Origin of the sequence: Mucilaginibacter pocheonensis, from assembly GCF_031456535.1 — a bacterium.
GTDB lineage: Bacteria > Bacteroidota > Bacteroidia > Sphingobacteriales > Sphingobacteriaceae > Mucilaginibacter > Mucilaginibacter pocheonensis.
Genome location: NZ_JAVDUU010000005.1, coordinates 349,583 through 374,311 on the forward strand (window position 1 = coordinate 349,583; position 24,729 = coordinate 374,311).

General features: G+C 42.2%; 18 protein-coding genes and 1 tRNA gene. 6 read left to right on the forward strand and 13 right to left on the reverse strand.

What is annotated here, in order from left to right:
* Positions 1–24: 24 nt before the first annotated feature.
* Positions 25–333 carry a hypothetical protein gene (locus J2W55_RS24625; protein WP_310102789.1) on the reverse strand — a complete coding sequence of 103 codons (309 nt, stop codon included), beginning with the start codon at positions 331–333 and terminating at the stop codon, positions 25–27.
* Between the two features lie 238 nt (positions 334–571).
* Here J2W55_RS24625 and J2W55_RS24630 point away from each other — a divergent pair, with 238 nt between their 5' ends.
* From J2W55_RS24630 to J2W55_RS24640, 3 genes are all read left to right on the forward strand, one after another.
* Positions 572–1,687 carry a sensor histidine kinase gene (locus J2W55_RS24630; protein WP_310102792.1) on the forward strand — a complete coding sequence of 372 codons (1,116 nt, stop codon included), beginning with the start codon at positions 572–574 and terminating at the stop codon, positions 1,685–1,687.
* On the forward strand, positions 1,684–2,415 hold the full coding sequence (locus J2W55_RS24635; protein WP_310102795.1) for a LytR/AlgR family response regulator transcription factor: 732 nt from the start codon (positions 1,684–1,686) through the stop codon (positions 2,413–2,415). The genes J2W55_RS24630 and J2W55_RS24635 overlap by 4 nt, the downstream gene beginning before the upstream one ends.
* Before the next feature lie 96 nt (positions 2,416–2,511).
* Positions 2,512–3,426 carry a helix-turn-helix domain-containing protein gene (locus J2W55_RS24640; protein WP_310102798.1) on the forward strand — a complete coding sequence of 305 codons (915 nt, stop codon included), beginning with the start codon at positions 2,512–2,514 and terminating at the stop codon, positions 3,424–3,426.
* Between the two features lie 435 nt (positions 3,427–3,861).
* Here the strand turns inward: J2W55_RS24640 and J2W55_RS24645 are convergent, their stop codons facing one another.
* Positions 3,862–4,803 (reverse strand): LB_356 family protein, encoded by a 942-nt coding sequence (locus J2W55_RS24645; RefSeq protein WP_310102802.1) that lies wholly within the window; start codon positions 4,801–4,803, stop codon positions 3,862–3,864.
* Between the two features lie 3 nt (positions 4,804–4,806).
* Entirely contained in the window at positions 4,807–6,258 is a 1,452-nt protein-coding gene (locus J2W55_RS24650; RefSeq protein WP_310102805.1) for an MBOAT family O-acyltransferase, read from the reverse strand.
* Between the two features lie 407 nt (positions 6,259–6,665).
* Between J2W55_RS24650 and J2W55_RS24655 the strand changes: the two genes are divergently transcribed.
* Entirely contained in the window at positions 6,666–8,402 is a 1,737-nt protein-coding gene (locus J2W55_RS24655) for a thiamine pyrophosphate-dependent enzyme (protein WP_310102808.1), read from the forward strand.
* Between the two features lie 379 nt (positions 8,403–8,781).
* Here the strand turns inward: J2W55_RS24655 and J2W55_RS24660 are convergent, their stop codons facing one another.
* From J2W55_RS24660 to J2W55_RS24690, 7 genes are all read right to left on the reverse strand, one after another.
* Positions 8,782–10,764 (reverse strand): M1 family metallopeptidase, encoded by a 1,983-nt coding sequence (locus J2W55_RS24660; RefSeq protein ID WP_310102811.1) that lies wholly within the window; start codon positions 10,762–10,764, stop codon positions 8,782–8,784.
* Between the two features lie 175 nt (positions 10,765–10,939).
* Complete coding sequence (locus J2W55_RS24665; RefSeq protein ID WP_310102814.1) at positions 10,940–11,290, reverse strand: Spx/MgsR family RNA polymerase-binding regulatory protein; 351 nt, start codon at positions 11,288–11,290, stop codon at positions 10,940–10,942.
* 9 nt (positions 11,291–11,299) lie between these two features.
* Complete coding sequence (locus J2W55_RS24670) at positions 11,300–13,765, reverse strand: TonB-dependent receptor (protein ID WP_310102817.1); 2,466 nt, start codon at positions 13,763–13,765, stop codon at positions 11,300–11,302.
* A gap of 108 nt (positions 13,766–13,873) precedes the next feature.
* Positions 13,874–14,434, reverse strand: a complete 561-nt coding sequence (gene pth / locus J2W55_RS24675) for an aminoacyl-tRNA hydrolase (protein ID WP_310102819.1) — start codon at positions 14,432–14,434, stop codon at positions 13,874–13,876.
* A gap of 138 nt (positions 14,435–14,572) precedes the next feature.
* Entirely contained in the window at positions 14,573–15,157 is a 585-nt protein-coding gene (locus J2W55_RS24680) for a 50S ribosomal protein L25/general stress protein Ctc (protein ID WP_310102824.1), read from the reverse strand.
* Between the two features lie 131 nt (positions 15,158–15,288).
* Positions 15,289–16,233: a ribose-phosphate pyrophosphokinase gene (locus tag J2W55_RS24685; RefSeq protein WP_310102827.1), complete on the reverse strand. Its 945-nt coding sequence runs from the start codon at positions 16,231–16,233 to the stop codon at positions 15,289–15,291.
* A gap of 158 nt (positions 16,234–16,391) precedes the next feature.
* A tRNA-Gln gene (locus tag J2W55_RS24690) sits at positions 16,392–16,462 on the reverse strand.
* A gap of 217 nt (positions 16,463–16,679) precedes the next feature.
* Here J2W55_RS24690 and J2W55_RS24695 point away from each other — a divergent pair.
* A complete protein-coding gene (locus tag J2W55_RS24695) occupies positions 16,680–19,817 on the forward strand; it encodes a glycosyltransferase family 117 protein (protein ID WP_310102829.1) in 3,138 nt (1,045 codons plus the stop codon).
* A gap of 324 nt (positions 19,818–20,141) precedes the next feature.
* Positions 20,142–20,348 (forward strand): GIY-YIG nuclease family protein, encoded by a 207-nt coding sequence (locus J2W55_RS24700; protein WP_310102832.1) that lies wholly within the window; start codon positions 20,142–20,144, stop codon positions 20,346–20,348.
* Between the two features lie 843 nt (positions 20,349–21,191).
* Here the strand turns inward: J2W55_RS24700 and J2W55_RS24705 are convergent.
* The 3 genes from J2W55_RS24705 to J2W55_RS24715 all read right to left on the reverse strand — a co-directional run bounded on the left by J2W55_RS24705 (position 21,192) and on the right by J2W55_RS24715 (position 24,528).
* Positions 21,192–22,148, reverse strand: a complete 957-nt coding sequence (locus J2W55_RS24705; protein ID WP_310102835.1) for an acetyl-CoA carboxylase carboxyltransferase subunit alpha — start codon at positions 22,146–22,148, stop codon at positions 21,192–21,194.
* Between the two features lie 47 nt (positions 22,149–22,195).
* Complete coding sequence (locus tag J2W55_RS24710) at positions 22,196–22,699, reverse strand: hypothetical protein (protein ID WP_310102838.1); 504 nt, start codon at positions 22,697–22,699, stop codon at positions 22,196–22,198.
* A 71-nt stretch (positions 22,700–22,770) separates the two neighbouring features.
* Positions 22,771–24,528, reverse strand: a complete 1,758-nt coding sequence (locus J2W55_RS24715; protein ID WP_310102841.1) for a family 43 glycosylhydrolase — start codon at positions 24,526–24,528, stop codon at positions 22,771–22,773.
* Positions 24,529–24,729: the final 201 nt, after the last annotated feature.

Consider the following 24,729-nt stretch of genomic DNA (forward strand, 5'->3'; position numbering starts at 1 on the left):
TCAAAGTATAATTAAAAAAGATCGTTAGCGTTTTAGGTTAAACGCAAGAGCAATAAGCTTTTTGCTCTCTATATATTCGCTGCTCGCGTTTAGTTTGCTGCATAGTTGGTTTAAAGCCAGCTGCACTTTTTTACGCTTTAAATTTAATTTGGCATTGATGGTTTCCTCGTAAAGCAATTTGGAACCATCACTGTAAAACCTTATCGTTTGCACTTCGGGTTTATTGATATTACTCTCCACTACCCAAAAACCACTGTTAACCTGTGCTTTGTTTTGAGCCTGGCTGCATACAGCGCTTATCAGGATCAAAGCTGTTATCATTAATGTTTTCATAACCTCTGTTTTTTAATTCATAAATCAAATTACCTCGTTCATCCACAACTAAAAAACAGTGACGTTACTCAACCGTCAAATGCATACAAACAGCGTTTAATTGCCCGTTATCAGCATTTATCAAAAATAATTACCCTGATTAAATATTTTATTGCTGTATGTCGACAAAATCATGCGGTTTATCGCATTTACCTAAAATATTGCGCGCCTTTTGTCCTATATCAGGTAAATTAGCAATATGAACAACAGGATCGATATCAGGCTGCAAAACATCAGGGTGCCAAGGATATACCAGCACCTGTTGTTTTGGCTGGCGGTTTATTTCCTGGTGGCAAGTATGTATTCAGTACAAACTAATTTTGTAGTATCGCTTCGGAATAACCTATTCTTTATGCCGGTTCAAATTGCCTACTATTATGCCATTGCTTACTGGGTAATTCCACGTTATTTATTTGTTAACCGGTATTTTGTATTCACGCTGTTGTTGATATTGCTGGTTATTATTTCTACACTGGCCACCAGGGCTGTGGGTTTAACGTTTGTAAACCCGTACCTCATCAGGGTAATGCCCATTACAGATCAAGGCTATATCGCGTACAATCATCGTCCATTTTTTGTAAAGCTATTTGATATGGAAAGCCTGGTGAACGCGTTTAAAGGCGTAAACCTTATTATTGGTTTTGTGCTTGCCATTAAGCTGTTTAAAATGTGGTATGAACGCAAACAAGCTGCCCTGGAGGCTGAATTGAGCGCTTTAAAAGCCCAGGTACACCCGCACTTTTTGTTCAATACATTAAATAACCTGTATGCCCTGAGCCTGGACCAGTCGCTTAAATCACCACAATTGATATTAGGCCTGTCAGACATATTGCGCTACATGCTTTACGAATGCAATGCAGATACAGTGCCGCTTGAACGGGAAGTATTTATGATGCAGCAATATGTAAAACTGGAAAAGCTGCGCTATGAAGACCGTATTGATATTAATTTCACCATCACAGGCGATCTTAAACATAAGCTGATAGCTCCTTTGCTCATACTTCCCTTTATTGAGAATGCATTTAAGCATGGCACCAGCGAAAAAACGGGACAGGTATGGATCAATATTGATATGAATGTTACCGACAATCACTTTAAATTAAAGGTTGCCAATAATAATCCCGAAAGGCAGCCTGATGAGGACAAGCTTGCCGGCCGGGGCCACATTGGTTTAAAAAACGTTATAAAACGGCTTGATCTGCTGTATCCTGCTACTTCAAAGCTTAAAATAATGAATGAGGACGAAACCTTCCTCATTGTACTTGATATGGACCTGATGGTTGAACGCCCTTTAAAGCAATTGGAAAACGCATGAAGATCCGCACAATAATAGTTGATGATGAACCCCATGCAATTGCGGTAATTGAAAAATACCTGTCGCAATTTAGCCAGATGGAATTAGTGGGTAAGTGCGCTGATGCTATCCAGGCCTTTCAGCTGCTGCAGCAAAAGCCGGTCGATCTTATGTTTCTGGACATCAAGATGCCGGGCATTAAAGGTACCGACCTGTTGAGGAGCCTCAAAAACCCGCCCAAAGTAATTTTTACAACCGCGCATAGCGAATATGCCCTGGAAGGCTTTGAACTGAATGCTGTTGACTATTTACTAAAGCCCATTTCGTTCGAGCGTTTTTTACGGGCTGTTGATAAAATTTACCAGTTAAGCGAAAATAAGGCAAGATCGCTAATTACATACGAAGCACCTGTAAGCGATCATGAGGCTTTTATTTATCTTAAGGTTGACCGTAAAACCATTAAGATAAATGTAAACGAAATTTTATGGGTTGAGAGCCTGCGCGATTATGTGAAGGTGGTAACAAAAGAACATACACATATTACCCGGCAAAAGATCAGCATACTGGAAGAGATGCTTCCGGAAAGCAAGTTTGTAAGGATACACCGCTCTTTTATAGTGGCGCTATCCAAAATTGATTCCTTTTACTCCTATAGCATTGAAGTGGCTGGGCACGAACTACCCATAGGCCGCAATTACAAACAGGATGTTCAAAAAAAATTAAAAGCCGAGCGTTTGCAACTCGACTAACCTAAGCTGCCTTTCACGATTGAATATTGATATGGTTATGACTAATGGCCTCTAACTGTAATTTTACCTTATCTTTGAATTTGTACTGATTTACTTATGAGTAATAAAATAACTGTTTTAGATATCCCCTCCACACTTAAACGGCACATTACGCAGGCTCATCCATATCCCGACTTTGGCATCACCAACAGCGACTGGAGCCAGGATAACTTTGCGGTTTTAAGCAATGAGCCGGGCATAAAACGTGGCTTGCCCGTTAAAACTGATTATTACTCAGTTATATTGTGCCTTAGCGGCTCTTGCAAAAAAACAATAGGTCATTTTGTTTTTGAGGTTTACCCCAATTCTGTTCATTTGGTGTCACCCGTGCATATTACCTCCTTTGAAGATGCTTCTGACGATTTGCTTTTATACCAGGTATTATTTAAAAAGGAGTTTTTAACCCATAATTTTCTTAAAGAAAACGTTCTTGACAATCTGCTTGAAGTAAACCCCGATTATCCGCCCATTTATGGCCTGTCGAAAAAAGGTGTCGCGTCATTAAAGGCATTGTATGAAAAGATCAGTGACGAAAGCAGGGAGCAAGGCGCTTTTCATCTTCAAATTTTACGTTTGCTGGCAACGGACCTTTTATATGAAATGAACCGGGCCTGCGAAAGTTGTTTGCTCCACTCTACCCGGCACCTGAGCAAACAATACCAACTGGTGTATAAATTTAAGAAGCTGGTGGAAGAGCAATTTTTAACACTTAAAACTGTGCAGCAATACGCCGATGAGCTATTTATATCTGCAAAGTATTTAACCGAAATTGTAAAGAATGAAACCGGGCAGAATGCGCTGCATGTAATCCACAATCGCATATTTCTGGAGGCGCAGTACCTTTTATCGTCATCGGGGCTTAGTGTAAAAGAAATTGCCGACAGGCTTAACTTTGATAATAGCTCACACTTCAGTCGTTTTTTTAAACGTTTTGCAGGTTATAACCCTTCTGAGTTTAAACTGATGCAATAACGTTCTTTTACTGCCTCTCCAACCCTTCATGACTATTGCCTGACGGTATGAATAACCTACCGGAAAAATTGGTTCTTAAAACCGATTTATTGACATTGATACGCCTTAATGCCCGCAGTATCTTTGTTGTGTCAATAAGAAATAACGGACATGAAAAAAGCAAACATCAACTTATTAAAAGGCAGGCTCCTCCAGATCTACTGGGAAACCTATCAAATTTTAACAGTCATTTACAGGTGATCACCGATCATTGTAAATTCCATCATATATAATACCAGATGGTATTGGTTTCGTGAACATCAGTTCTGCAACCAATACGTGAAATTAACAGCCTTAAAAAGGCTTCGCTATATATCAATACATCAAAAAAGAGACAGACTTTATACAAATCTGTCTCTTTTGTTTTTATATGCTCGCCTGTTAGCTGTTCGCGCTTTACATACTTGCTGCCCTGCTTATGTTGTGATCGATTAAAGCCTGCTTGTTTTTGTTCACTAATAATCCTGAATTCAACATCTTGTTAAACCATTTGGAGAACTTTGCAGCGCCTTTATAGTTAAGGTGACCATAATCTAAAAAATCATCGTCATTTAAAGGAAAGTTATTGAAATCCAAAAAGTCAATGTCTGCAAATCTTTCCTTCTTTATCCTCATAAAATCTTTCTCGTTCTTTAAATATTCATAGTTTTTATGCTGCGGACTACGCACCAGGTAAACCTTTTTATGGCAGGCGTGGCAGTATGCAATTATTTTCTCCAGATAATCAATATTAACAGTCGACAGATTAGCGTTGTTAACCGCGGTTTCATTTGTTAATACACCCGAACCAGCATTGCTCTGATGACTTTCAACACGTAAATACCCACCTATAGCGTCAGAAAAATTATAGTTCCAGGTTAAAAGCCGCACCAAATTCTTCCTGGTGGAGATTGACATGCAATTCATAAAATCTTTGGGGTTGTTTTTTATCAACAGGTCTATGTCTGATTTATCCATAAACGAGGAATATTGCGGGAACATGCTCGACATGTATTTGTACCCCCATGTCCAGTCGTTCATCTTTTCATTGATCTGGTTATTTGAAAACTCTATCAAAACCGTTTCTATTTGCGGGTTTTGTGATATTATCTTTTTAACTTTTTGATAGGTATAAAAATAAGGCTCGGCAGAATGCGAGAGGTTTTTAAAATTGGGGATCAATGAGTCATTAAAAGCGCATTCGGGGTGCGAATGTCCAAACAATACAATTTTATTATTATGCTGAATGCTGAACCTTGATTTTTTATCTACAATATAATTAGGAACAAACACGATCAGGAAAAGCAGGGAGGCCGTTACTGCAATAAACAAACCGGTGTTTTTTAAAAACTTGTCCATGATTTAAAATTGAAAGTAGATGAATTGTTGTTCGCGGCCCATAAACAAATAGATGGTGAGGATTAGGGTAAAGTAAAACGCCAACCTGAAACTCCTTCTTTTTAAGCTGCCTAATGTTGCAATGGCGTATTGGTTTTCGCGCCCGTTCCATTCAATTACCAGGAAAATTATAATCAAAATAATAGTGTTCAATATGTCAAACCCGCTGGCATCAAATCTGGGGACGGAAAACGTCGACATGGAAAATATTCCGCCTATATAGCTCAGGGCATGATTTAAATCGGCCGCCCTGAAAAATATCCATGCAAAAACAACCAATGAAAAAGTTAGCAGCATTTGCAAAAACTCTTTTATGGTTGGCAGGTTACGGCCCTTGGCCACAATTTCAAGGTTGTTGCGGTTGGTGTTAAAAATAATGGAAGGCATAATAAATAAGGCATTTAAAAGGCCCCAAATAATAAAAGTCCAGTTGGCGCCATGCCAAAAGCCGCTTACCAGAAAAATAATTATAGTGTTCCTTACCTTCACCCAGGTTCCGCCTTTGCTGCCGCCCAGCGGTATGTACAAGTAATCGCGGAACCAACTCGACAAAGAGATATGCCAGCGACGCCAAAACTCGGCTATATCCCTTGAAAAATAAGGAAAGGCAAAGTTTCGTAACAGCTCTATTCCAAAAAGCCTTGCTATGCCTATAGCCATGTCTGAGTAACCCGAAAAGTCGCAATAAATTTGGAAAGCAAAGAAAATAGCGCCAAATATGAGCGTACTGCCCGGGTAGGTTGATGAATTGGCAAATATCATGTTGGCATATTCCGAACATTGATCGGCAATTACTGCCTTCTTAAAAAAACCCCATAATATCTGCCGTAAACCGTTAACGGCATTTAAATAATCAAACTTTCTTTCCTTTTTTATCTGTGGTAAAAGATGGGTTGCCCGTTCGATGGGACCCGCCACCAAAAGAGGAAAAAAACTAACGAAGAAAGAATAATCAATAAAATTTTTCTCAGCGCTTATTTTCCTTTTATAAATATCAATAACATATGACAGGCCATGAAAAGTGTAAAAGGATATACCCACCGGCAAAATAACCTTTAGGGTCCAGGGGTTTACATGTACGCCAAAATTCGATGCCGCGTCGGCAAAAGATGCCGCAAAAAAGTTATAATATTTAAACACTCCCAAAAAACCAACATTTACCAAAACACTTAGCCAAAACCAAAACCTTCTTTTATTTTGATTTTCGGTTTCGCTCATTTTAAGCCCGGTAAAATAATCAAGCAGGGTTGAAAAGATGAGTAAGAACAGAAAACGCCAGTCCCAGCAGGCATAAAAATAGTAGCTTGCACAAAGCAGTAAAAAGTTTTGTTGCTTCAGGCTTTTATTGGCAACAAACCAGTAAAGTATAAAAACAACCGGCAAAAAAATAGCGAAGCTGATTGAATTAAAAAGCATGGTTTTTATGTTGATTTATTTGATGTAGGTGCTACGGTTCAACACCATTCAGTACAATTAAAATTAGCTTTTATAATTGCACTAATTCCATACGCAAATCGTTTTGCAACGTATTTGTAACCCACCTGTATAGATACTTTACATTTTTATACACTTTTATTTACACCTATAAAAGTTCGGCTAATAAAAGTGTGTTCTCCTGATCCTAGGTATTTACAACTTCCAAAACCTTAAAATAATTAAAAGGCTGGCTTCGTAACGCATGCCCCCGTTGTGTTTTCACAGTTTACCTGAAAACCATCAATAGCATGCATGCCTTTGTTATGGTGATGATTTGATGAAGCAATTGATAATTTTAAAAACTGTTACCGATTTATGGAGTTTGGATTATATAATCATAAAAACAAATGGCAAAAAACGTTGCAGACCAATTGGTTGAAATGCTGGTGAATGCCGGTATTAAAAGAGTATACGCCGTTACAGGCGACAGCCTGAACGAGGTAAATGATGCGGTAAGGCGCGAAGGCACTATACAATGGGTACACGTAAGGCATGAGGAGGCCGGCGCCTATGCCGCCGGCGCCGAAGCACAATTAAACGGGCTCGCCTGCTGCGCGGGGAGCAGCGGTCCCGGGCACGTGCACCTGATCAATGGCTTGTATGATGCACACCGCTCGGGCGCGCCGGTTATTGCCATTGCATCAACCGTAGCCAGCTTTGAGTTTGGTACCGAATATTTTCAGGAAACCAATACCATTAAGTTATTTGATGACTGCAGTTATTATAATCAGATAGCTACCACGCCCAAACAATTGCCGCGGATGCTTCAGGCAGGCATTCAGAGCGCGCTGCACCAAAAAGGGGTGGCTGTAATTGGTTTGCCCGGCGATGTTACCAGCATGGACGCCGAAGAGATAAACACATCTACTCAAAACTACCGTCCCGTCCCGGTGATCAAACCGTCGGACGATGATTTAAAGCAATTGGCCAGGCTAATTGATCAGCATCATAAAATAACTATTTTTTGCGGTATAGGCGCGGCCGGCGCACATGACCAGGTGGTAGAATTATCGCAAAAGCTGCAAGCTACAGTGGCGTATTCGTTCAGGGCCAAAATGGATATACAATACAATAACCCGAACGAGGTAGGCATGACCGGCCTTTTAGGTTTACCGTCGGCTTATCATAGCATGCATGAAAGCGACCTGCTCATTTTGCTGGGTACTGACTTCCCTTACACGCCATTTATGCCCACAAACTGTAAGATTGTGCAAATAGACATTAAGCCTGAGCGTATTGGCAGGCGTGCAAAGGTTGATATGGGGCTGCATGGAGCTATAAAAGATACCCTTGCCGCCCTGTTGCCGCTGGTTGCTCAAAAATCGGACGACAGCTTTTTAAACGCGCAGTTAAAAGTGTACGCTGATGTAAAAGATAAGATGCAAACTTATATTAACGACAGCGGAGAAAAGAACAAGATACACCCTGAGTTTGTTGCCAGTGTGCTGGATAAACTTGCTGCCGACGATGCCATATTTACGGTAGATACGGGCATGTCATGCGTGTGGGGCTCGCGTTATATCAACGCCACAGGCGGGCGAAAAATGATAGGTTCTTTTAACCATGGCTCCATGGCCAACGCTATGCCGCAGGCAATTGGCGCTGCACTGGCGCGCCCCGGCCAGCAGGTGATAGCACTTTGCGGGGATGGGGGCTTATCCATGTTGCTGGGCGACCTGGCCACAATTGTGCAATATAAGCTGCCGGTTAAGATAATTGTTTTTAATAACAGCTCATTGGGGATGGTAAAGCTGGAAATGGAAGTAGCCGGCCTGCCCGACTGGCAAACAGATATGTACAACCCCGACTTTGGTCAGGTTGCCCAGGCTATGGGGATGAAGGGCATCAACGTTAAATACCCGGAAAATGTAAAAGAGGCTATTGCAGAAGCCCTGGCTTTTGACGGACCTGCATTAGTGAACATATTTACGGATCCTAACGCGCTGGCCATGCCGCCTAAAATTGAATTTGAGCAGGTAAAGGGAATGGCTGTATCCATGACCAAGTTAATGCTCAACGGCCATATGGATGAAGTGCTGGACACGGTAAAGTCAAACTATAAACACTTGAAGGATTTGCTATAGGCGGCTTGAATGGTATGATAAACGTATAATTAGAGGGCGTGAAGGAATAGGAAAGATGACGAAAAGGGTTTATCATCCTGAGTATTAAAATTTCGCGAAACCCTGGAAGAGAAGTGACACACCCGTTCATCGAAGCCGAAGTTTCATTCCCGCGTCATTGTGAGGTACGAAGCAATCTGTAAACTGTATAGAGAGGTTTAAAAGGTCGGTACTATGTATAGATTGCTTCGTACCTCTACAGCAATGGCGGTCTTACTCACAAATATCTCAAGGGTGACGCAGCGAAGGATGATAGATTAGTATACAGATTTCTCGCACCCGGTCAATGGTGTATTTTCTTTTTTAACAAAAAAACCGGCCCTGGCCGGTTTTTTTGTTATTATTTTTTCCAAACGTTATTGTCTGGGTTGTAATCAGGAAATACATTGTCAGGGTCGTAGGTGACTGATTCAATTTCTTCGGTTGATGGATATTTAAATGTCCATGAAGCATAGCGCTCCCAAATCTCAACCGGTAGTTTAATGCGTTCGGTTTTACCGCTTTTGGTTTTTATCTCCAAAGTAACCGGCATAGCCATTTTTCCGAGGTTATCCAGGGTGATCAACGCGCCTTTTGAAGCATTGCCATCTACATATTTAACATCGCTCACAGCAACGTCCAGGCGCCAGTCGTTCATGAACCAGCCTCTCCAAAACCATTGCAGGCTTTCGCCCGAGGCATTTTCCATCGTACGGAAAAAGTCATCTGGTGTTGGGTGCTTAAATGCCCACCTGTTAATATAAGTTTTAAAGGCAAAATCAAAACGCTCGGGGCCCAATATCTGCTCGCGCAGTAAAACAAGGCCTGCGCCTGGTTTTAAGTAAAGCAGAATACCGGTATTTTTTTCTTTAAGATTAGCAGGCTGGCTCATCATGGGCTCCAGCTCGGGTTTGGTAAAAACATCACCTATGCGATGCATATCTGTCGCGCCTTTTTTGTATTCGCCATTATTAAAATCGGCAGTTGATAGCGTGTTGATAAAGGTGTTAAAACCCTCGTCCATCCATCCGTATAAACGTTCGTTTGAACCCACGATCATGGGGAACCAGGTATGGCCAAATTCATGGTCATTTACACCCCAAAGCCTGTCTTTTTGCGCTTTATATCCGCAAAAAACAATACCAGGGTATTCCATTCCGCCTACAACCCCGGCAACCGCCGTAGCCGCTGGATAAGGGAACTCAAACCATTTTGATGAATTATATTCAATTGATTTTTTAACGTATTCGGTTGACCGTCCCCAGGCGTTGTTGCCATCGCTCTCAACCGGGTAGGCCGATATGGCTATTGATTTTTTTCCGCTTGGCAGATCCATTTTGGCAGCATCAACAATAAATGCCGCTGACGATGCCCATGACGCATCACGCGCGTTCTTTATTTTAAAGTGCCAGGTAAGCTCTGTTTTACCCGCCGGGCGCGATGCCGGGTTTTTAACCTCATCTGCTGTGCGTATCATTACCGTTTTTTCGCTTTGAGCAGCCTCGGCCCAGCGTTTTTGCTGTTCGGGGGTATATACATCCTGCGGATTCTGCAGCTCGCCCGATGCTACCACAATATGGTTAGCCGGCGCGGTAATACTCAAATCAAAATCACCATATTCCAGGTAAAATTCACCCGGACCGGTATAGGGCAGGGTATTCCATCCCATTACATCATCATACACGCACATGCGTGGGTACCATTGGGCCACGGTATACACTTTGCCATTTTTGGTATTCAGGTACCCCATACGGTCTGACCCATAGTTTGGCGATACAAATGAATACTCAATCTTAAGTTTTGCCTGCCCGCCGTTTGCAGCTACCTCTTTAGGTAAAAAAACCTGCATACGGGTATCGTTAATGATGAATTTGGCATCAACAAACTCGCCTTTACCGCTTGCATATTTTACTGATTTTATTTTATAGCCGGCATCAAACGCTTCACCGCGGCCCCAGTTGCGGCTGCCCGCCGGTGGCACGATGGCTGTTCCTCTTGAATCTAACTTAAAAAGGTTTTGATCAAGCTGCATCCATAAAAAACCAAGATTTTGAGGACTGTTATTGGTATAGGTTAAAACCTCAGAACCGGTAATTTCATTGGTTTGATCGTTTAACTTAGCTGCCAGCTGATAATCGGCCCGGTTTTGCCAATATTTAGGCCCAGGCTCGCCGCTTGCCGCGCGATATTCTGTTCCGTTTTTTGTGTAAAATAAAGGCCCAAAAGTTTCGTGGTAATTGTAGTCAGATGAAGGCGTGCCTGCAGGAGCCGCTTGCTGCGCATCAACTACACTTACCGCCAACATAAAGGCCATGCTTAAACCGGCCATCAGTTTTAAATCCATTTCAATTTTTTTTGTGTATTTGCGGCAAGTATACTATAAAAAAAACTCTTGTAGGTACTGGTAAAATGATTGTTACTATAAAATTAAGTCATTTACCGCTTTAAAGTAAAGCCTATAAATCAGGTAGATATACAAGATTTACAGGCTTTTTATAAACAAGAGCTATTGTACGATATTATCTGTTCAAAAAATGACTTTCATAAACTTTTTCATCAAAGCCAAAAAACAGGAAATCGCCATCCTCAATTACCGGTCTTTTTATCATGCTGGTTTTTTGCTGCAAAAGGGCAAGGGCATCAGTATTTGTTTTTACGCTTTCCTTTACCTGCGCGTCAAGCTGTTTCCAGGTAAGGCCCTGCTTGTTCAAAAATTTCTCGTAACCGGCTTTACTGTCCCACTCCTGTAGCTTTTCGGCGCTTACGCCCAGTTTTTTAAAATCCTGAAAATTATAATCTATCTTATTTTCCTTTAACCAGTCAAGCGCTTTTTTAACCGTATTGCAATTGGTAATTCCGTAAACTTTCATGCTGCAAATTTATTGATTTGCACCACTACTTTTACCGCTGTTTTTGGTATCGTCGTTATTTATGCTACGCTGATTCTTTTTAATGTCGCCGTTAAGTTTGCCAAATTTATAATTAAGCCTGACGGCAAAATGGCGGTAAGGGTTATCGGTACTTGTACTTTGAATAAAATCAGGCGTGCGCGATGAATTGGTATACGCCCTGTACTTACTGTAAGGATTGTTGGCAACCAATGTTACTGTAAGTTTTTTATTAAGAAACTCCTTGGCCACTGTATACGAGTTATATATAAAGTTACTTGTTTTGCCCTGCAAGCTTACATCGCCGCTAAAGAACCCCGCATTGTAACCTAAGCGGTAGGTATCGCCCAGTTTATAGGTTAGGCTGGCAAACGCGTTGCCGATATACCCATCGTTTTTAAAGAACGAGCCGTTGTAAGTACCTTTTAACCAAACATGTGAAACCTGCCCGTTTAAACTTACGGTAAAGGGTTTGATGATAGAGAAATTGGTGTTGATGTTAAGGCCTAAGGTACGATTGCTGCCCAGGTTTTGATAAGTGGTATAGGTTACGGTATCTAATGATGTATTATCAACCTGCAAACGGCTTACATTTTGAATGGAATTGTTTGAGAACGCATAGCTCAGGCCAACTGTAACTGACGCTTTTTTAAAGTTGCTATACGTAAGCTCAAAGGTATTATTAAGCTCGGGACGAAGGTTTGGATTACCGGTATTGATGAATTTAGGATTTGAGCGATCAATAAACGGGTTAAGCTGGTAAATGCCCGGGCGCTGTATACGCTGTGTAAAACCTAAATTGATGCTGCTGCTTTTTAAACTGCGCTGTATAGAAATTGAAGGGATAAGATTATTGTATCCCCTGTCAAGCGGTGCGCCCATAAAATCGGCCCTGATCTGGGTATGCTCAATACGCAAACCGCCTTTTGCTGTCCATTTGCTTAATTTTAACTGGTACGAATTATAAAAACTGGTAACATCCTGGTGGTAGTCAAAAGTATTGGTTTGATCCTCATCCGGTACATATTCATTAGTAGCGGGGTCAAAATTGTCCCGTTTAAAATCGCTGAAATTATTACGCAAAATTGCTTTGGCTCCCGCTTCGATGTTTATTTTTTTAAGCGGGTATACATAATCAAGCTGAATAGTATGCTCCTTGTTCCCCGCGTTGTTACGTTGCCTGAAATCAGGATTATCGTCCTCGTTGTAATTAAACCTGTTGGTAAACTCGTTCGCGTTTGTTTGGTCACTTGGCGAGTAGCTGTATTTATAAGACATGGTTAATAACTCATCCTTGTGATTTTTAAAGCTTCGCTGGTAATTAATGGCAATATCGGTGCCCTTATCTTTACTGTTGTTGCTAACTGTGTTCCGGTAGGCCTGATCCAGAACCCCGGCACTGTTCACCCGGTTTGATTGCAAAAGGCCATTCTGATCAAAATGCCCCTGAAAAATCTCAAATGAGCCCGTAAGCAGGTCAAGGCTATCAATCTCATAACTTAGTTCGGCATTGGCATATTTGTATTTACCCCCAAAGGTATTGGCGCCGTTTTGGTTCAGTATGCTTGATACCTGTTGATCAGCAAATTGTGTTTGGTTATTATGGGTTGCGGCGGTTACCTTTTTCTGGGTACCAAAGCCCGCATAACCCGAAAGCCCGAACTTGCCTTGTTTTACCGTTGCATTAAGGTTATACCCAGGTCCCCAAACGCTATTATAGCGTATATTAACACTGCCATTGTAGCCCTGGTCGGCATTTTTTTTGGTGATGATATTGATGATGCCCGATAAGCCCTCAGCGTCATACTTGGCAGGCGGCGTAGTGATCACTTCTATCTTTTCAATATTGGTAGCCGGCATGGATTTCAATACATCCGATGGATTTTTGGCCATCAGTGCCGACTCCTTGCCATTGATCAGTATCTTATAGTTCCCACTGCCCTTGAGCCTTATCTTGTCATCTCCATCGACTGATAAAAGCGGTACTTTACGCATCATATCCAGTGCCGATACTGCCTTGCTTTCAGGATCGGCCTGCACATCATAGGTAAGGCGGTCAACCTCCTGTTTCATAACCGGTCTTACGGCTGTTACGGTTACTTCTTTCAATTCCTTGCTTGACGCCGACAATAGAATTTTGCCCGCGTTATATTCATTACCGGTAAGTTTTATCGGCAACACTTTGGTAGCATACCCAACAAAAGCAATTACAAGCTGATAGGTTTTACCTTCGGGCGCTTTAATTTCAAAGCTGCCGTCATCTTTGGCAAGGGTGCTTTTTACCGGTGCGTGGGTAGCGGCGTCTTGCAGGGCCACGGTAACATACCCTAAAGGTTTATTTAGGGCCGAATCTATTACTGCCCCTTTTACTGTTATGTTAGTTGGAACATTTTGCGTTTGTGCCGTGGCAAACGCAGAAAAATAACAGCAAAGCAGGATCAGTAAAATTTGTTTCATAAGACATTTGGTGGATAAGACGCTTCAAGATACCTAACTGTTGCACGAACCAGAAACTATTTAACACTTTTTAACTAATTACTTAGTTTTTGGTGATCGCGGCATATTTTACTTGTTGTAACGGGTCATAGTCAGCTCGGTCCCAATAGTGGCGAAGCTTTTTATCATCTCAATGGAGCGATCTATAAGGGCGGGAAGTTCGGGTTTTTCATCGTCGTCAAAGCCGCTTAATACATAATCGATCTGACGGCCTTTGGGGTAGTTGTCGCCTACGCCAAAACGCAGGCGGGCGTAGTTATTGTTACCCAAAGTAGCTTCAATATGTTTTAGTCCGTTATGGCCCGCGGCGCTGCCTTTGGGTTTTAACCGCAAAGTACCCAGTGGAAGGGCAATATCATCAACAAGCACCAGTACATTTTCAATGGGGATCTTGAGATCCTTCATCCAATGGTTTAGGGCTTTGCCGCTTAAATTCATATAGGTAGTTGGCTTAATAAGGTGCAGGCTGCGGCCTTTAAATGAAACCTCGGTATAATAGGCCAGGCGCATGTTATAAAACTTCGCCCCTTCCTGTTTGGCCAATTCGTCCAAAATCATGAAACCAATGTTATGCCGCGTATCAGCATACTCCGGCCCTATATTTCCTAAACCAACTATTAGATATTTCATTTTGCGGAGCAAAGATAGGAATGAGCAAGGATATTTAGACTATGGGATTATGGGACTTTTTGACTAAGTCCTATAGTCCTATGGTCAAAAAAAAAGCGCCGGGCAAATGCCGGCGCTTTTCTTTCTATCAGGAAGAAATTACTTTTTACCTGAAGCAGCTTCCTGCTCAGCCTGACGTAATGCACGTGAAGTAGTTACCGATACAATGGTATCTTCAATAGCATTGGTGATAATCAGGTTATCTAATTTAATGTCAGATACCTTTACTGATTTACCAACCTCAAGGCTTTCAATGCTTACTTCAATAGCATCTAAATGATCTTTAGGTAATGCTTTGATACGCAGTTTCCTTAGTTTTTGAACTAATTTACCACCCACTTTAACACCTGGAGAAGTTCCGGTTAATTTAACAGGGATCTCGATAGTGATTGGCTTTTTCTCGTCAAGCAATAAAAAGTCAACATGGATAATTTGTTCAGTTAAAGGGTGAAACTGAATATCTTTAATTATAGCCTGTGATTTAACGCCGGCAACTTCAAGATCGATGAAATGAACAACCGGAGTATAAACTACGGCTCTCAAATCAGCTGCGGACACTGCAAAGTGGGTTTGTGTAGGCCCACCATAAAGTACTGCAGGCACAAGGCCCTGATAACGCAGTTCTTTAGCGTCTCTTTTCCCTACGTTCTCTCTTGGAGAACCGCTAATAGCAATTGATTTCATTATTTGTATTTATTTATTGTTAAGCCTCATTCCAACCCGCCAAAAGAGCGGGCTTGATAAGGATGTTTTTATTCTGCTTTCAAAGAGTTTTTTCAAGTCCTCTCCTTTGAAGAGGATTTAGGTGAGGCTCTTTAATCCACCTTAAACAACTGACTTATTGACCCATGCTCATTTACATTGCTGATAGCCTTTGCAAACAATTCAGCAGTTGACAACACCTTTATTTTAGAGCTCTGATGCTTTAATGGTATGGTATCGGTCACTATCAGTTCGGCCAATGCCGAGTTTTCAATAGTTTCATAAGCCTTGCCTGATAATACAGGGTGTGTACAAACCGCACGTACGCTACGCGCCCCGCGCTCCATAATTAAACCAGCGGCTTTTGCCAAAGTACCTGCCGTATCACATATATCATCAATCAGTACAATGTCCTGGTCGGTAACATCGCCAATAAGCGTCATAGCTTCAATTTCGTTGGCGCGTTTACGGCGTTTATCGCAAATTACCACCTCGGCATTAAAAAACTTGGCAAAGCTCCGTGCCCTGTATGAGCCGCCCATATCCGGTGAAGCTATGGTAAGGTTTTCTAAACCCAGGCTTTTGATGTAAGGCACAAAAATGATGGAGGCATCAAGGTGATCAACCGGGATATCAAAAAAGCCCTGTATCTGCGCAGCGTGCAAATCCATGGTCATGATACGGTTAATACCAGCCGCAACCAGCAAATTGGCTACCAGCTTTGCACTGATGGCCACACGCGGCTTATCTTTCCTGTCCTGGCGGGCCAATCCAAAATATGGGATCACAGCGTTTACATAATGTGCTGATGCACGGCGGGCGGCATCAATCATCATTAGTAATTCTATCAGGTTATCATTGGGCTGGTGAGTGCTTTGTATTAAAAACACATCGCATCCTCTTACCGATTCATTAAAGTGGGGCTGAAATTCGCCATCACTGAAGCGCGAAAGCGATGAGTCGCCTAACTCGCGGCCATAAGCATCAGCAATTTTTTTTGCCAGCTCTGTTGAGCCTGATCCTGCAAATAACTTAACGGGATTAAATTGTAATGGCATCTTTTGATTTCGGATTTCGGATGTTCGATCCCGGAACATTATTATCCGTAACCGTTGACCCCTTTGCACATAAAGCCTGTAAAAAACAATTTCGGATTTGATTTTTAAACCGGATTAAATCCGAAATTGAAAATCCAAAATCCGAAATTGAAATCTTGTTGCCCGACCAGGATTCGAACCTAGACAAACGGTACCAAAAACCGTCGTACTACCATTATACTATCAGGCAATCTCCTTTGGTTTGTGTTTTACTCCCCGAAAAGGAATGCAAATATAAGACGATTTTTTTGTTCTCAAAACAGAATTTAAAAAAAGTATTTTTCATTGCATTTTAGCGCCAAATATGGGCTAAAAAGTGTTAATACAAAGGTTTTGATTTCTACATCTTAATACTTTTAGTAATTTCGGGCTGCATTAAACCGTTTTTTCTATCGTAAAATTCAGACATGAGCTACAATAAGATCAACAATATATTCGGCTGGGTAGCCTTTATCATTGCTTCGCTAACCTATATTTTAACCCTGGAGCCATCCTCAAGTTTTTGGGATTGCGGCGAGTTTATTGCCTGTATTTACCGCTTACAGGTGGCCCACCAGCCCGGCGCGCCTTTGTTTACCATTATTGGCAAGGTGTTTACCCTGTTGTCATTCGGTGATGTTACCAAAGTAGCTTACTGGGCCAATATGGCTTCGGCACTGGCCAGCGGTGCAACTATCCTGTTCCTGTTTTGGACAATTACCGCACTGGCAAAAAAATTATTAATTAAGAAGGGCGAAGAGATAAACACCGCTAACCTGATACTTATTATAGGCTCGGGCCTGGTAGGCGCGCTGGCCTACGCCTGGTCTGATACGTTTTGGTTTTCGGCGGTGGAGTCTGAAGTTTATGCTCAATCATCATTATGTACCGCTATTGTATTTTGGGCCATATTAAAATGGGATGCCCATGCCGATGAGCAGCATGCCGATAAATGGATTGTATTTATTGCCTATGTAATGGGCCTCTCCATAGGCATACACCTGCTAAACCTGCTGGTAATACCGGCTATAGCGCTGGTAATTTATTTCCGCAGGGCAAAAAACATTACTACAAAAGGCACTTTCTGGGCATTTTTTGCGGGCATTGTCGCGGTAGCGTTTGTGCTTTGGGGTGTTATTCAATATACGGTAAAAGGCGCGGCCTTTTCCGATCTGCTTTTTGTGAATACCCTGGGTATGGGTTTCGGCAGCGGGGCGCTTATGTTTTTTGTTTTATTGATAGCCACCATCGTATCAGGTATATACTACACTGTTAAACCTTTAAAAGCGGCCATCATCGTATCAGCGGCATGCTTTATACTGGTGCTGGGCATCAGCGCGGGTATCATTGGCGTAGTAGTTGGCGTGGCTGTACTGGCCTTGCTTGAATATGTGGTTAAAATACGCGAAAGGCGTTTTGCCCTCAATACTTTTTTAATTTGCCTGCTGTTTATCCTGTTTGGTTACAGTTCTTTTGTAATGATAGTGGTAAGGGCCAAGGCAAACCCTAATTTAAATAACAGCGATCCCGAAAATGCTTTTGCACTTAATGGGTATCTGAACCGCGACCAATATGGCGATACTCCATTACTTTACGGCCAGTTTTTTGACTCCACACCTACCGAACAAACCGAGGGTGCTAATATTTATCGTCGCGGCCAAACCAAATATGAAATTGCCGGTAAAAAACTAACTACTATTTATGACCGCAATACCATTTTCCCCCGCATGTTTAGCGACAAGGGCGGTCATCCTGAGTTTTACCGGGCATGGTCCAAACTGGGCGAAACTGAACATCCAACCTTTGCCACCAACCTGGGCTTTTTTGGCAGCTGGCAGGTTAACCAAATGTATACCCGCTACTTTTTGTGGAACTTTGTGGGCCGCACCAATGACCTAGACGGCCAAACCAGCAATGGCGGCATTGATGGCAATTGGATAAGCGGCTGGAATTTTAGTAAGCCGCTGCCTTATTCTGTTACCGAAAGCAAAAGTTATAACCGCTTATTTTATCTGCCGCTTGTTATCGGTTTATTTGGGTTATTCTTTCATTTTTATCGCGATCAGCGAAATGCGGGCGTTGTTGGTGTGCTGTTCTTTTTTACAGGCCTTGCCATTGTGCTTTACTTAAACCAGGATCCTTTGCAGCCCCGCGAACGTGACTATGCTTATGCGGGCTCTTTTTATGCCTTTGCTATATGGATTGGTATAGGCGTATTGGCCATTGCCGATTTTTTGAGCAAAAAGATAAATGCCAAAACGAGCGCTATAATAGCTACGCTGGTTTGCCTGCTGGCCGCGCCTGTATTAATGGCCAATCAGGAGTGGGATGATCATAACCGCTCAACCAAGCTTACGCCTCATGATATGGCTTATAACTATCTTAACTCCTGCGCGCCAAACGCCATTTTGTTTACTTATGGTGATAATGATACTTACCCGCTTTGGTATATACAGGAGGTTGAAAATGTACGCCCTGATGTGCGTATTGTAAATTTGAGTTTACTGGGGACAGACTGGTACATCCGTGGCATGAAAAATAAGATGAACGAGTCGGAGCCGTTACCTATCAGTATGCCTAATGATAAGTTTAAACCAGGGGTTCGTGATGTTATTTATTTTAACGATCAAAAAGTTGCCGGTGCTACAGAACTTAAAGAGGTTTTTGATTTTATTACGTCAGATGACAAAGCTGCCATGGTGGAGTATAACAATGGCGATGTAGCCAATTACCTGCCTACCAAAAGCTTTAAGCTTACCGTGAACCCCGACGAGGTGGTGCAAACAGGAACGGTACCGGCTGCCGAAAAAGATAAGATAGTACCTGAAATGGACTGGACCTATGGTGGCAGATATGTTACCAAGGATGTGTTAGCTATGATGGACATACTATCGCACAATAACTGGAAACGGCCGATATACTTTTCGGTAACCGTGCCTAATGAAAACATGATAGGGCTTGATAAGTACTTATATAATGAGGGCTTTGCTTACCGTTTGCTGCCTCTTAAGCCAGATACAGCCGCCAATCCGCTGGAAACCAGCAACACGCAAACCATGTATAATAACATGATGACCAAGTTCAAATGGGGCAACATGAAGAACGCGAGCTACCTCGACCATGAATCCATGACCATGTTTTATCCTTTGATTACCAGGCTGTATTCAACCTTGTCCGACAACCTGATGAAAGAGGGCCATGTTGACCAGGCCAAAACCGCGCTGCAAAAATATGACGAAGTAATGCCCGGTATTATCAATTCAACAGAAGTTGCCGTACGTAAATACTATATGGTTGAAAGCGCTTACCGCATGGGCGACATTGCTTTGGCCAATAAACTGGCATCGCAGGTTGATGATTATGTAAACAATCAACTTAATTACAATTATGCTTTACTGCAGCGTAACGAAACCAGTTTGGATAACCGCGATGTACAATATTCTATGCAGATATTAAGTGGTTTGGTGGGCTTTACCAAAGATTTTAAACAAACAGCTTTGAATACTAAATTCAGTACGCAACTGAAAGGTTTTGAAAGCAAATTCGGAACCTTGCCAAAACAATAAGACATTATTGCGAAGATCAATATATAAAGAGGCTGTTTCGAAAGGGACAGCCTCTTTTATTAGAGGCGTGTTTATTACGGGACACTTCTTCACGCCTCATTGCGCGGTACGAAGCATTTCTAAGATGTACAGAGACAGCAAACACGCCTCTCAGCGTGCCAATTGCGAGGCACCTCTCCACGCGCCAATTGCGAGGCACGAAGACAACCAACCGCAGAGAGCTCATTAATATCCAAAAAAACTCGCGTCATTGCGAGGTACGAAGCAATCTCTAAACAATACAGAGACAACAGAAAGGCTTAACTTTGGCTATAATCTTATTATATGGTATTTCAAAGAGGTGGTTGTGTTTACATCCTAACTAATAAGTTAAATAAAGTATTATACACCGGAGTTACTGCTGATATAGTTAGCCGTATATGGGAACATAAAAACAAAATATACCCCAATAGCTTTACTTCAAAATACAATTGTGATAAGCTAGTTTATTACTTATTCTATACCCACATTGAGGAAGCTATTGCTGCCTAAAAACTAATTAAGGGAGGCGGCAGAGTATATAAAAAGCAATTAATAAGTTCGTTAAATCCTGATTGGAAGGATCTTTACGACGAACTAAAAGATGACTGAAGACCCTGCTTTTTCTCTGTATTGTTTAGAGATTGCTTCGTACCTCGCAATGACGCGTGGAGAGATGTGCTTGTTGTTCTTGTAATGCATAGAGATTGCTTCGTACCTCGCAATAACGCGTGGGGAAGTGATTCGCAATGACGCGCGGAGAGGTTACTCGTATTCACTCAATAGCACGGAGATTATTAGTTCCTCAGTATAACACGCAGAGTTGGTGCTTCTTTCTTCGGCATAGCACGTGAAGAGCTTACTATATTCGCTCTGTATAGCATGCGGTTGCCACGCTACGCTCGCAATGACATTTGAAGAAAACGCTGTCCTTTTTCCTCCCGTCAGCAGAACAGCTTCGGGTGAAAGCGGGCAGAACATAGTGGCCTGGTGCGGCTGGAAGGGCATTAGCAATTTTGCCTGAAGCGCGGGGTAGTGCGCGAACGCAGTAGCGGTAAAATTTAGCAGCCCGTGGTTCTACCTGGTTTGCAGGGCAAAGGCCATGTGCAGCAAAGAAGCATTTCTGGTGACTTGATTTTTGGTTACTTTGTATCAAGACAAAGTAACAGCCACAGCGGCAATTGAGCGCTCTACGACAGGCTATTCGCCCGGTACAGCTTAGAGCTTGCTTCGTACCTCTACAGCAATGAGCGTGGGGAAGTCCTCGCAATGTTGTGTATTTTTTTAAACCAGGACCAGAAACAAAAAAGAGCTGTCTTTATCAGGCAGCTCCTTTTTGTTATATAGAATACACTTTTAACCTTCAATAACTACACCCATTGAACAGAACTTTTCAATACGCTCTGCAACAAGCTCGTTGATATCACGCTCACCAAGCGATTTGAGATCTTTAAGTAATTGCTTTTTCAAAATAGTTGCCATAGCCACAGGATCCTGGTGCGCACCGCCAAGAGGTTCTTTAATAACACCATCAATAAGATGGTTCTTCAGCATTTCTGTTGAAGTAAGTTTTAATACTTCGGCAGCCCGTTCTTTATTTTCCCAGGTTTTCCAAAGTATGGTTGAGCAGTTCTCAGGTGATATTACCGAATACCAGGAGTTATCCAGCATCAATACCTTATCGCCAATACCTATGCCCAACGCACCACCCGATGCACCCTCGCCTATGATAACACAAATCACCGGGACTTTAAGTATCGACATTTCCAGCAGATTGCGGGCAATAGCCTCGCCTTGACCGCGCTCTTCGGCTTCCAGTCCGGGGAATGCTCCGGGGGTATCTATCAGGGTAACAACAGGTTTATTAAATTTTTCGGCCATTTTCATCAGCCTTAATGCTTTGCGGTAGCCTTCGGGGTTGGCCATGCCAAAATTACGGTATTGGCGTTCCTTGGTATTACGCCCTTTCTGGTGACCAATAAACATCACCGTTTGACCGTTTAGTGTTCCAAAACCACCAATGATGGCTTTATCATCCCCAACCGTTCTGTCGCCGTGCAATTCAATAAAATCATCGCACATTAACTCAATATATTGCAGGGTATATGGTCTTTCGGGATGGCGTGATATCTGAACCTTTTGCCAGCCGGTAAGGTTATTGTATATTTCTTTTTTGGAGGCTTCCAATTTTGCTTCCAGTTCTGCCACCGTTGCAGACATGTCCAGCTTGTTCTTATCCTCAACCTGCTTCACCTTTTCAATCTGTTGCATCAGTTCAGCCAGCGGCTTTTCAAAATCAAAAGTGATCTTCATATTATTTATTTGGGGCTGCTAAATTAAGTAAATCAAACGGTAAATCATCAATTGCCGTTTTGCAAAGTTTCCAGCTTTTTAATTTGCTGGGGCGCCAACAGGTCGCCCGTACTTAAACATGCCTGTAAAATAGCGTTCCTGAGCTCGCCATAGTATAAACCCGAGCGTGTGGCATAAAATATCACATCTCCGTTGTTTAATCTCTGTTTACGAAAAAGGTTATCAAGGGTTTCTTCATTAGTAATAATAAATGCGCCCATCTCTACCCTTTTGCGGTGAAGCTCGGTGGCAATGGCCGCTATTTTAGTAACCTGGTTTGGACTCAGCCCAAGCTCCTTTTTAAACTTTATGGCCTTATCAGGCATGGGATAATGATTAAGCTCGGCTACCAGGGGCATACCATACAAGTCTTCGCCTTTTAATAAGGCATTATACTGTTTGTCGCTCAATGTCTTTACCGGCGATTTCTTCAGGGTGCTATCCGGCTGCTGAGCGTGCAGGCCGCCATAAAAAAACAAGGTTGTTATAAAAACAGGTACAAATTTTATCATAGGGTTATTTTAACAAAAAAAGGGTATTTTTTTCGCTATAAAGTGTTAAAAACGACGTTAAATTTATCGTTTTATTCTACTTTTAACACTTTTGTGCGCTGTGAAATACCATTTTCATTAAACGCTTCAATTTGAAAATAGTATGGCAAATTTTTATCCATGCCATTAAAATAAAATTCATTTTTGCCATACACCATCATGTTGTTATACAACTTATCGGGAGCTATACCCATGTAAATAGTATAACCGGTGGCATTATCAACAGGCTTCCACTTAAGCCATGAATTGCGCAGCTCACTATCGCCCCGCAGAACGATGAAATTGTGAACACTATCTGGTTTTACGCCCGCTCCCCTGCCAAATACCCTAAAACCCGACAATGCGAACTTTCCGGTTGGCATATGCAGGTTCACCATTTTAAGGTAACGCGCTTTTGCCGGTTTGTTCAACTCCACATAATCATGCGGCACATCGGTTTTGTTTTTGCTTTTATCAACCAGGAGCTTCCACGTTTTTCCATTGAGCGACGAATAGATCATATATTGATGAAAAACGCCTAATGACTTGCCCATAAAAGCAGCATCCTGATCGGCATAGTTAATCTGGATAGCGTTCACTGTACTGATGTCGCCCAGGTCGGTTTTAAACCACTCGCCTTTGCCAGCCGTTTTAGCGCTCCAGTAGGTTTTAATATCTTCATCAACAGCGTTATTTGGCTCATAAGCACCCAGTGTTGACGAAACCTCAACCGGTTTGTTATAGTTCAGTATCATCCAGCCGGTAAAATTACTTTTCAGATGGTCTTCCGGGCCGGTTGAAAGGTATTGCGGATAATCGCCATAAGCCGTGTTACAGTACAATACCCCATCGTTATCAAACCCTGCGGGCCAAAAACCTATACGGCGCTCAAAATTGTTTTTTACCGAGATGCCCATGGTAGAGATATGCCAGTAATTGCCATACTTGTCCTGCCAGGTGGCCCCATGACCCGCCCCTTTTGCAAAGCCGCCCGGTTTATACGAAAACGGATTATGCTTTTGGTAAGTAAATGGGCCAAGTGGTTTATCAGCTGTAAAAACACCATCGGCGTAGCCGCTTTGTTCGGTACCGGGCGCACCAAACTGCAGGTAATATTTTCCATTGTGCTTGTTCATCCAGGCACCTTCAATAAAAGGCAGCAGAAAAACATTGTCATTATGCTCGCCAAAGCGCTCCCAGCCATGTATTTCGGGATTTAGCTTTACCAGCTCCTTTTTTGGACCAATAGGGTCAAAGGTTTTACGGTCAATTTCCTGCCCGTAAAGGGGCAGGGTATTACTCGAGCCATGGTAAATGTAAACGCGGCCATCGTCATCAGCAAACATGCCTGGGTCCCAGGCACCTACTTTAAAATAATCTTTAGCGGCCTTCCAGTCATCCCTGGTAGGGTTAGTGCTCATCCACAGGGTAAAGTCTTTATTATAAGTTGATCCTATTACCAGCAGCGTATCGCCCAAAACCAATGTTGCCGGCGCACAAAGCTCATCGCCTTTCACCTCGTTATAGGGTCGTACAAATTTACGGGATACAAAATGCCAGTTCAGCAAGTCGTTACTCCACCAATAACCAAACTGGTTGGTGCTAAACAAATAGTATTTGCCCTTAAACAGCGTCATGGTAGGATCGGCAGTGGCCCTATGCTTACCCCACTCCGCAAAATTAGGAAACGGTGTATAACCGTAATCAAGATTAAGCGGGTTACAATACGTAAGCCTTTTGTTTTGCGCCTTTGCCTGAAACATGCAAAGGCAAAACAACAGCAATAACCAAATGCGGGTAAATATCCTCATAGTTTCATAAGCAGTTTATATGGTACAACAAAAGGCTAATATCTGTTTTTATTATATTTAATAAAACGTCTGGGACTACTACATTCATTTCACAAAAGCGATTTATTTTAATGTTAACGCACATATCATTTCGTTGTGTGTTAAATACACAATTAATTTGTACCTTCATTATATAAACCAACTTAACCTGCAAATTACCAT

Coding starts and splice junctions, on each gene's coding strand:
- J2W55_RS24640 (WP_310102798.1), top strand. CDS start 2,512: ATGAGTAATAAAATAACTGTTTTAGATATCCCCTCCACACTTAAACGG.
- J2W55_RS24715 (WP_310102841.1), bottom strand. CDS start 24,528: ATGAGGATATTTACCCGCATTTGGTTATTGCTGTTGTTTTGCCTTTGC.
- J2W55_RS24710 (WP_310102838.1), bottom strand. CDS start 22,699: ATGATAAAATTTGTACCTGTTTTTATAACAACCTTGTTTTTTTATGGC.
- pth (WP_310102819.1), bottom strand. CDS start 14,434: ATGAAATATCTAATAGTTGGTTTAGGAAATATAGGGCCGGAGTATGCT.
- J2W55_RS24670 (WP_310102817.1), bottom strand. CDS start 13,765: ATGAAACAAATTTTACTGATCCTGCTTTGCTGTTATTTTTCTGCGTTT.
- J2W55_RS24630 (WP_310102792.1), top strand. CDS start 572: ATGAACAACAGGATCGATATCAGGCTGCAAAACATCAGGGTGCCAAGG.
- J2W55_RS24650 (WP_310102805.1), bottom strand. CDS start 6,258: ATGCTTTTTAATTCAATCAGCTTCGCTATTTTTTTGCCGGTTGTTTTT.
- J2W55_RS24700 (WP_310102832.1), top strand. CDS start 20,142: ATGGTATTTCAAAGAGGTGGTTGTGTTTACATCCTAACTAATAAGTTA.
- J2W55_RS24625 (WP_310102789.1), bottom strand. CDS start 333: ATGAAAACATTAATGATAACAGCTTTGATCCTGATAAGCGCTGTATGC.
- J2W55_RS24645 (WP_310102802.1), bottom strand. CDS start 4,803: ATGGACAAGTTTTTAAAAAACACCGGTTTGTTTATTGCAGTAACGGCC.
- J2W55_RS24635 (WP_310102795.1), top strand. CDS start 1,684: ATGAAGATCCGCACAATAATAGTTGATGATGAACCCCATGCAATTGCG.
- J2W55_RS24665 (WP_310102814.1), bottom strand. CDS start 11,290: ATGAAAGTTTACGGAATTACCAATTGCAATACGGTTAAAAAAGCGCTT.
- J2W55_RS24655 (WP_310102808.1), top strand. CDS start 6,666: ATGGCAAAAAACGTTGCAGACCAATTGGTTGAAATGCTGGTGAATGCC.
- J2W55_RS24680 (WP_310102824.1), bottom strand. CDS start 15,157: ATGAAATCAATTGCTATTAGCGGTTCTCCAAGAGAGAACGTAGGGAAA.
- J2W55_RS24705 (WP_310102835.1), bottom strand. CDS start 22,148: ATGAAGATCACTTTTGATTTTGAAAAGCCGCTGGCTGAACTGATGCAA.
- J2W55_RS24660 (WP_310102811.1), bottom strand. CDS start 10,764: ATGGATTTAAAACTGATGGCCGGTTTAAGCATGGCCTTTATGTTGGCG.
- J2W55_RS24685 (WP_310102827.1), bottom strand. CDS start 16,233: ATGCCATTACAATTTAATCCCGTTAAGTTATTTGCAGGATCAGGCTCA.
- J2W55_RS24695 (WP_310102829.1), top strand. CDS start 16,680: ATGAGCTACAATAAGATCAACAATATATTCGGCTGGGTAGCCTTTATC.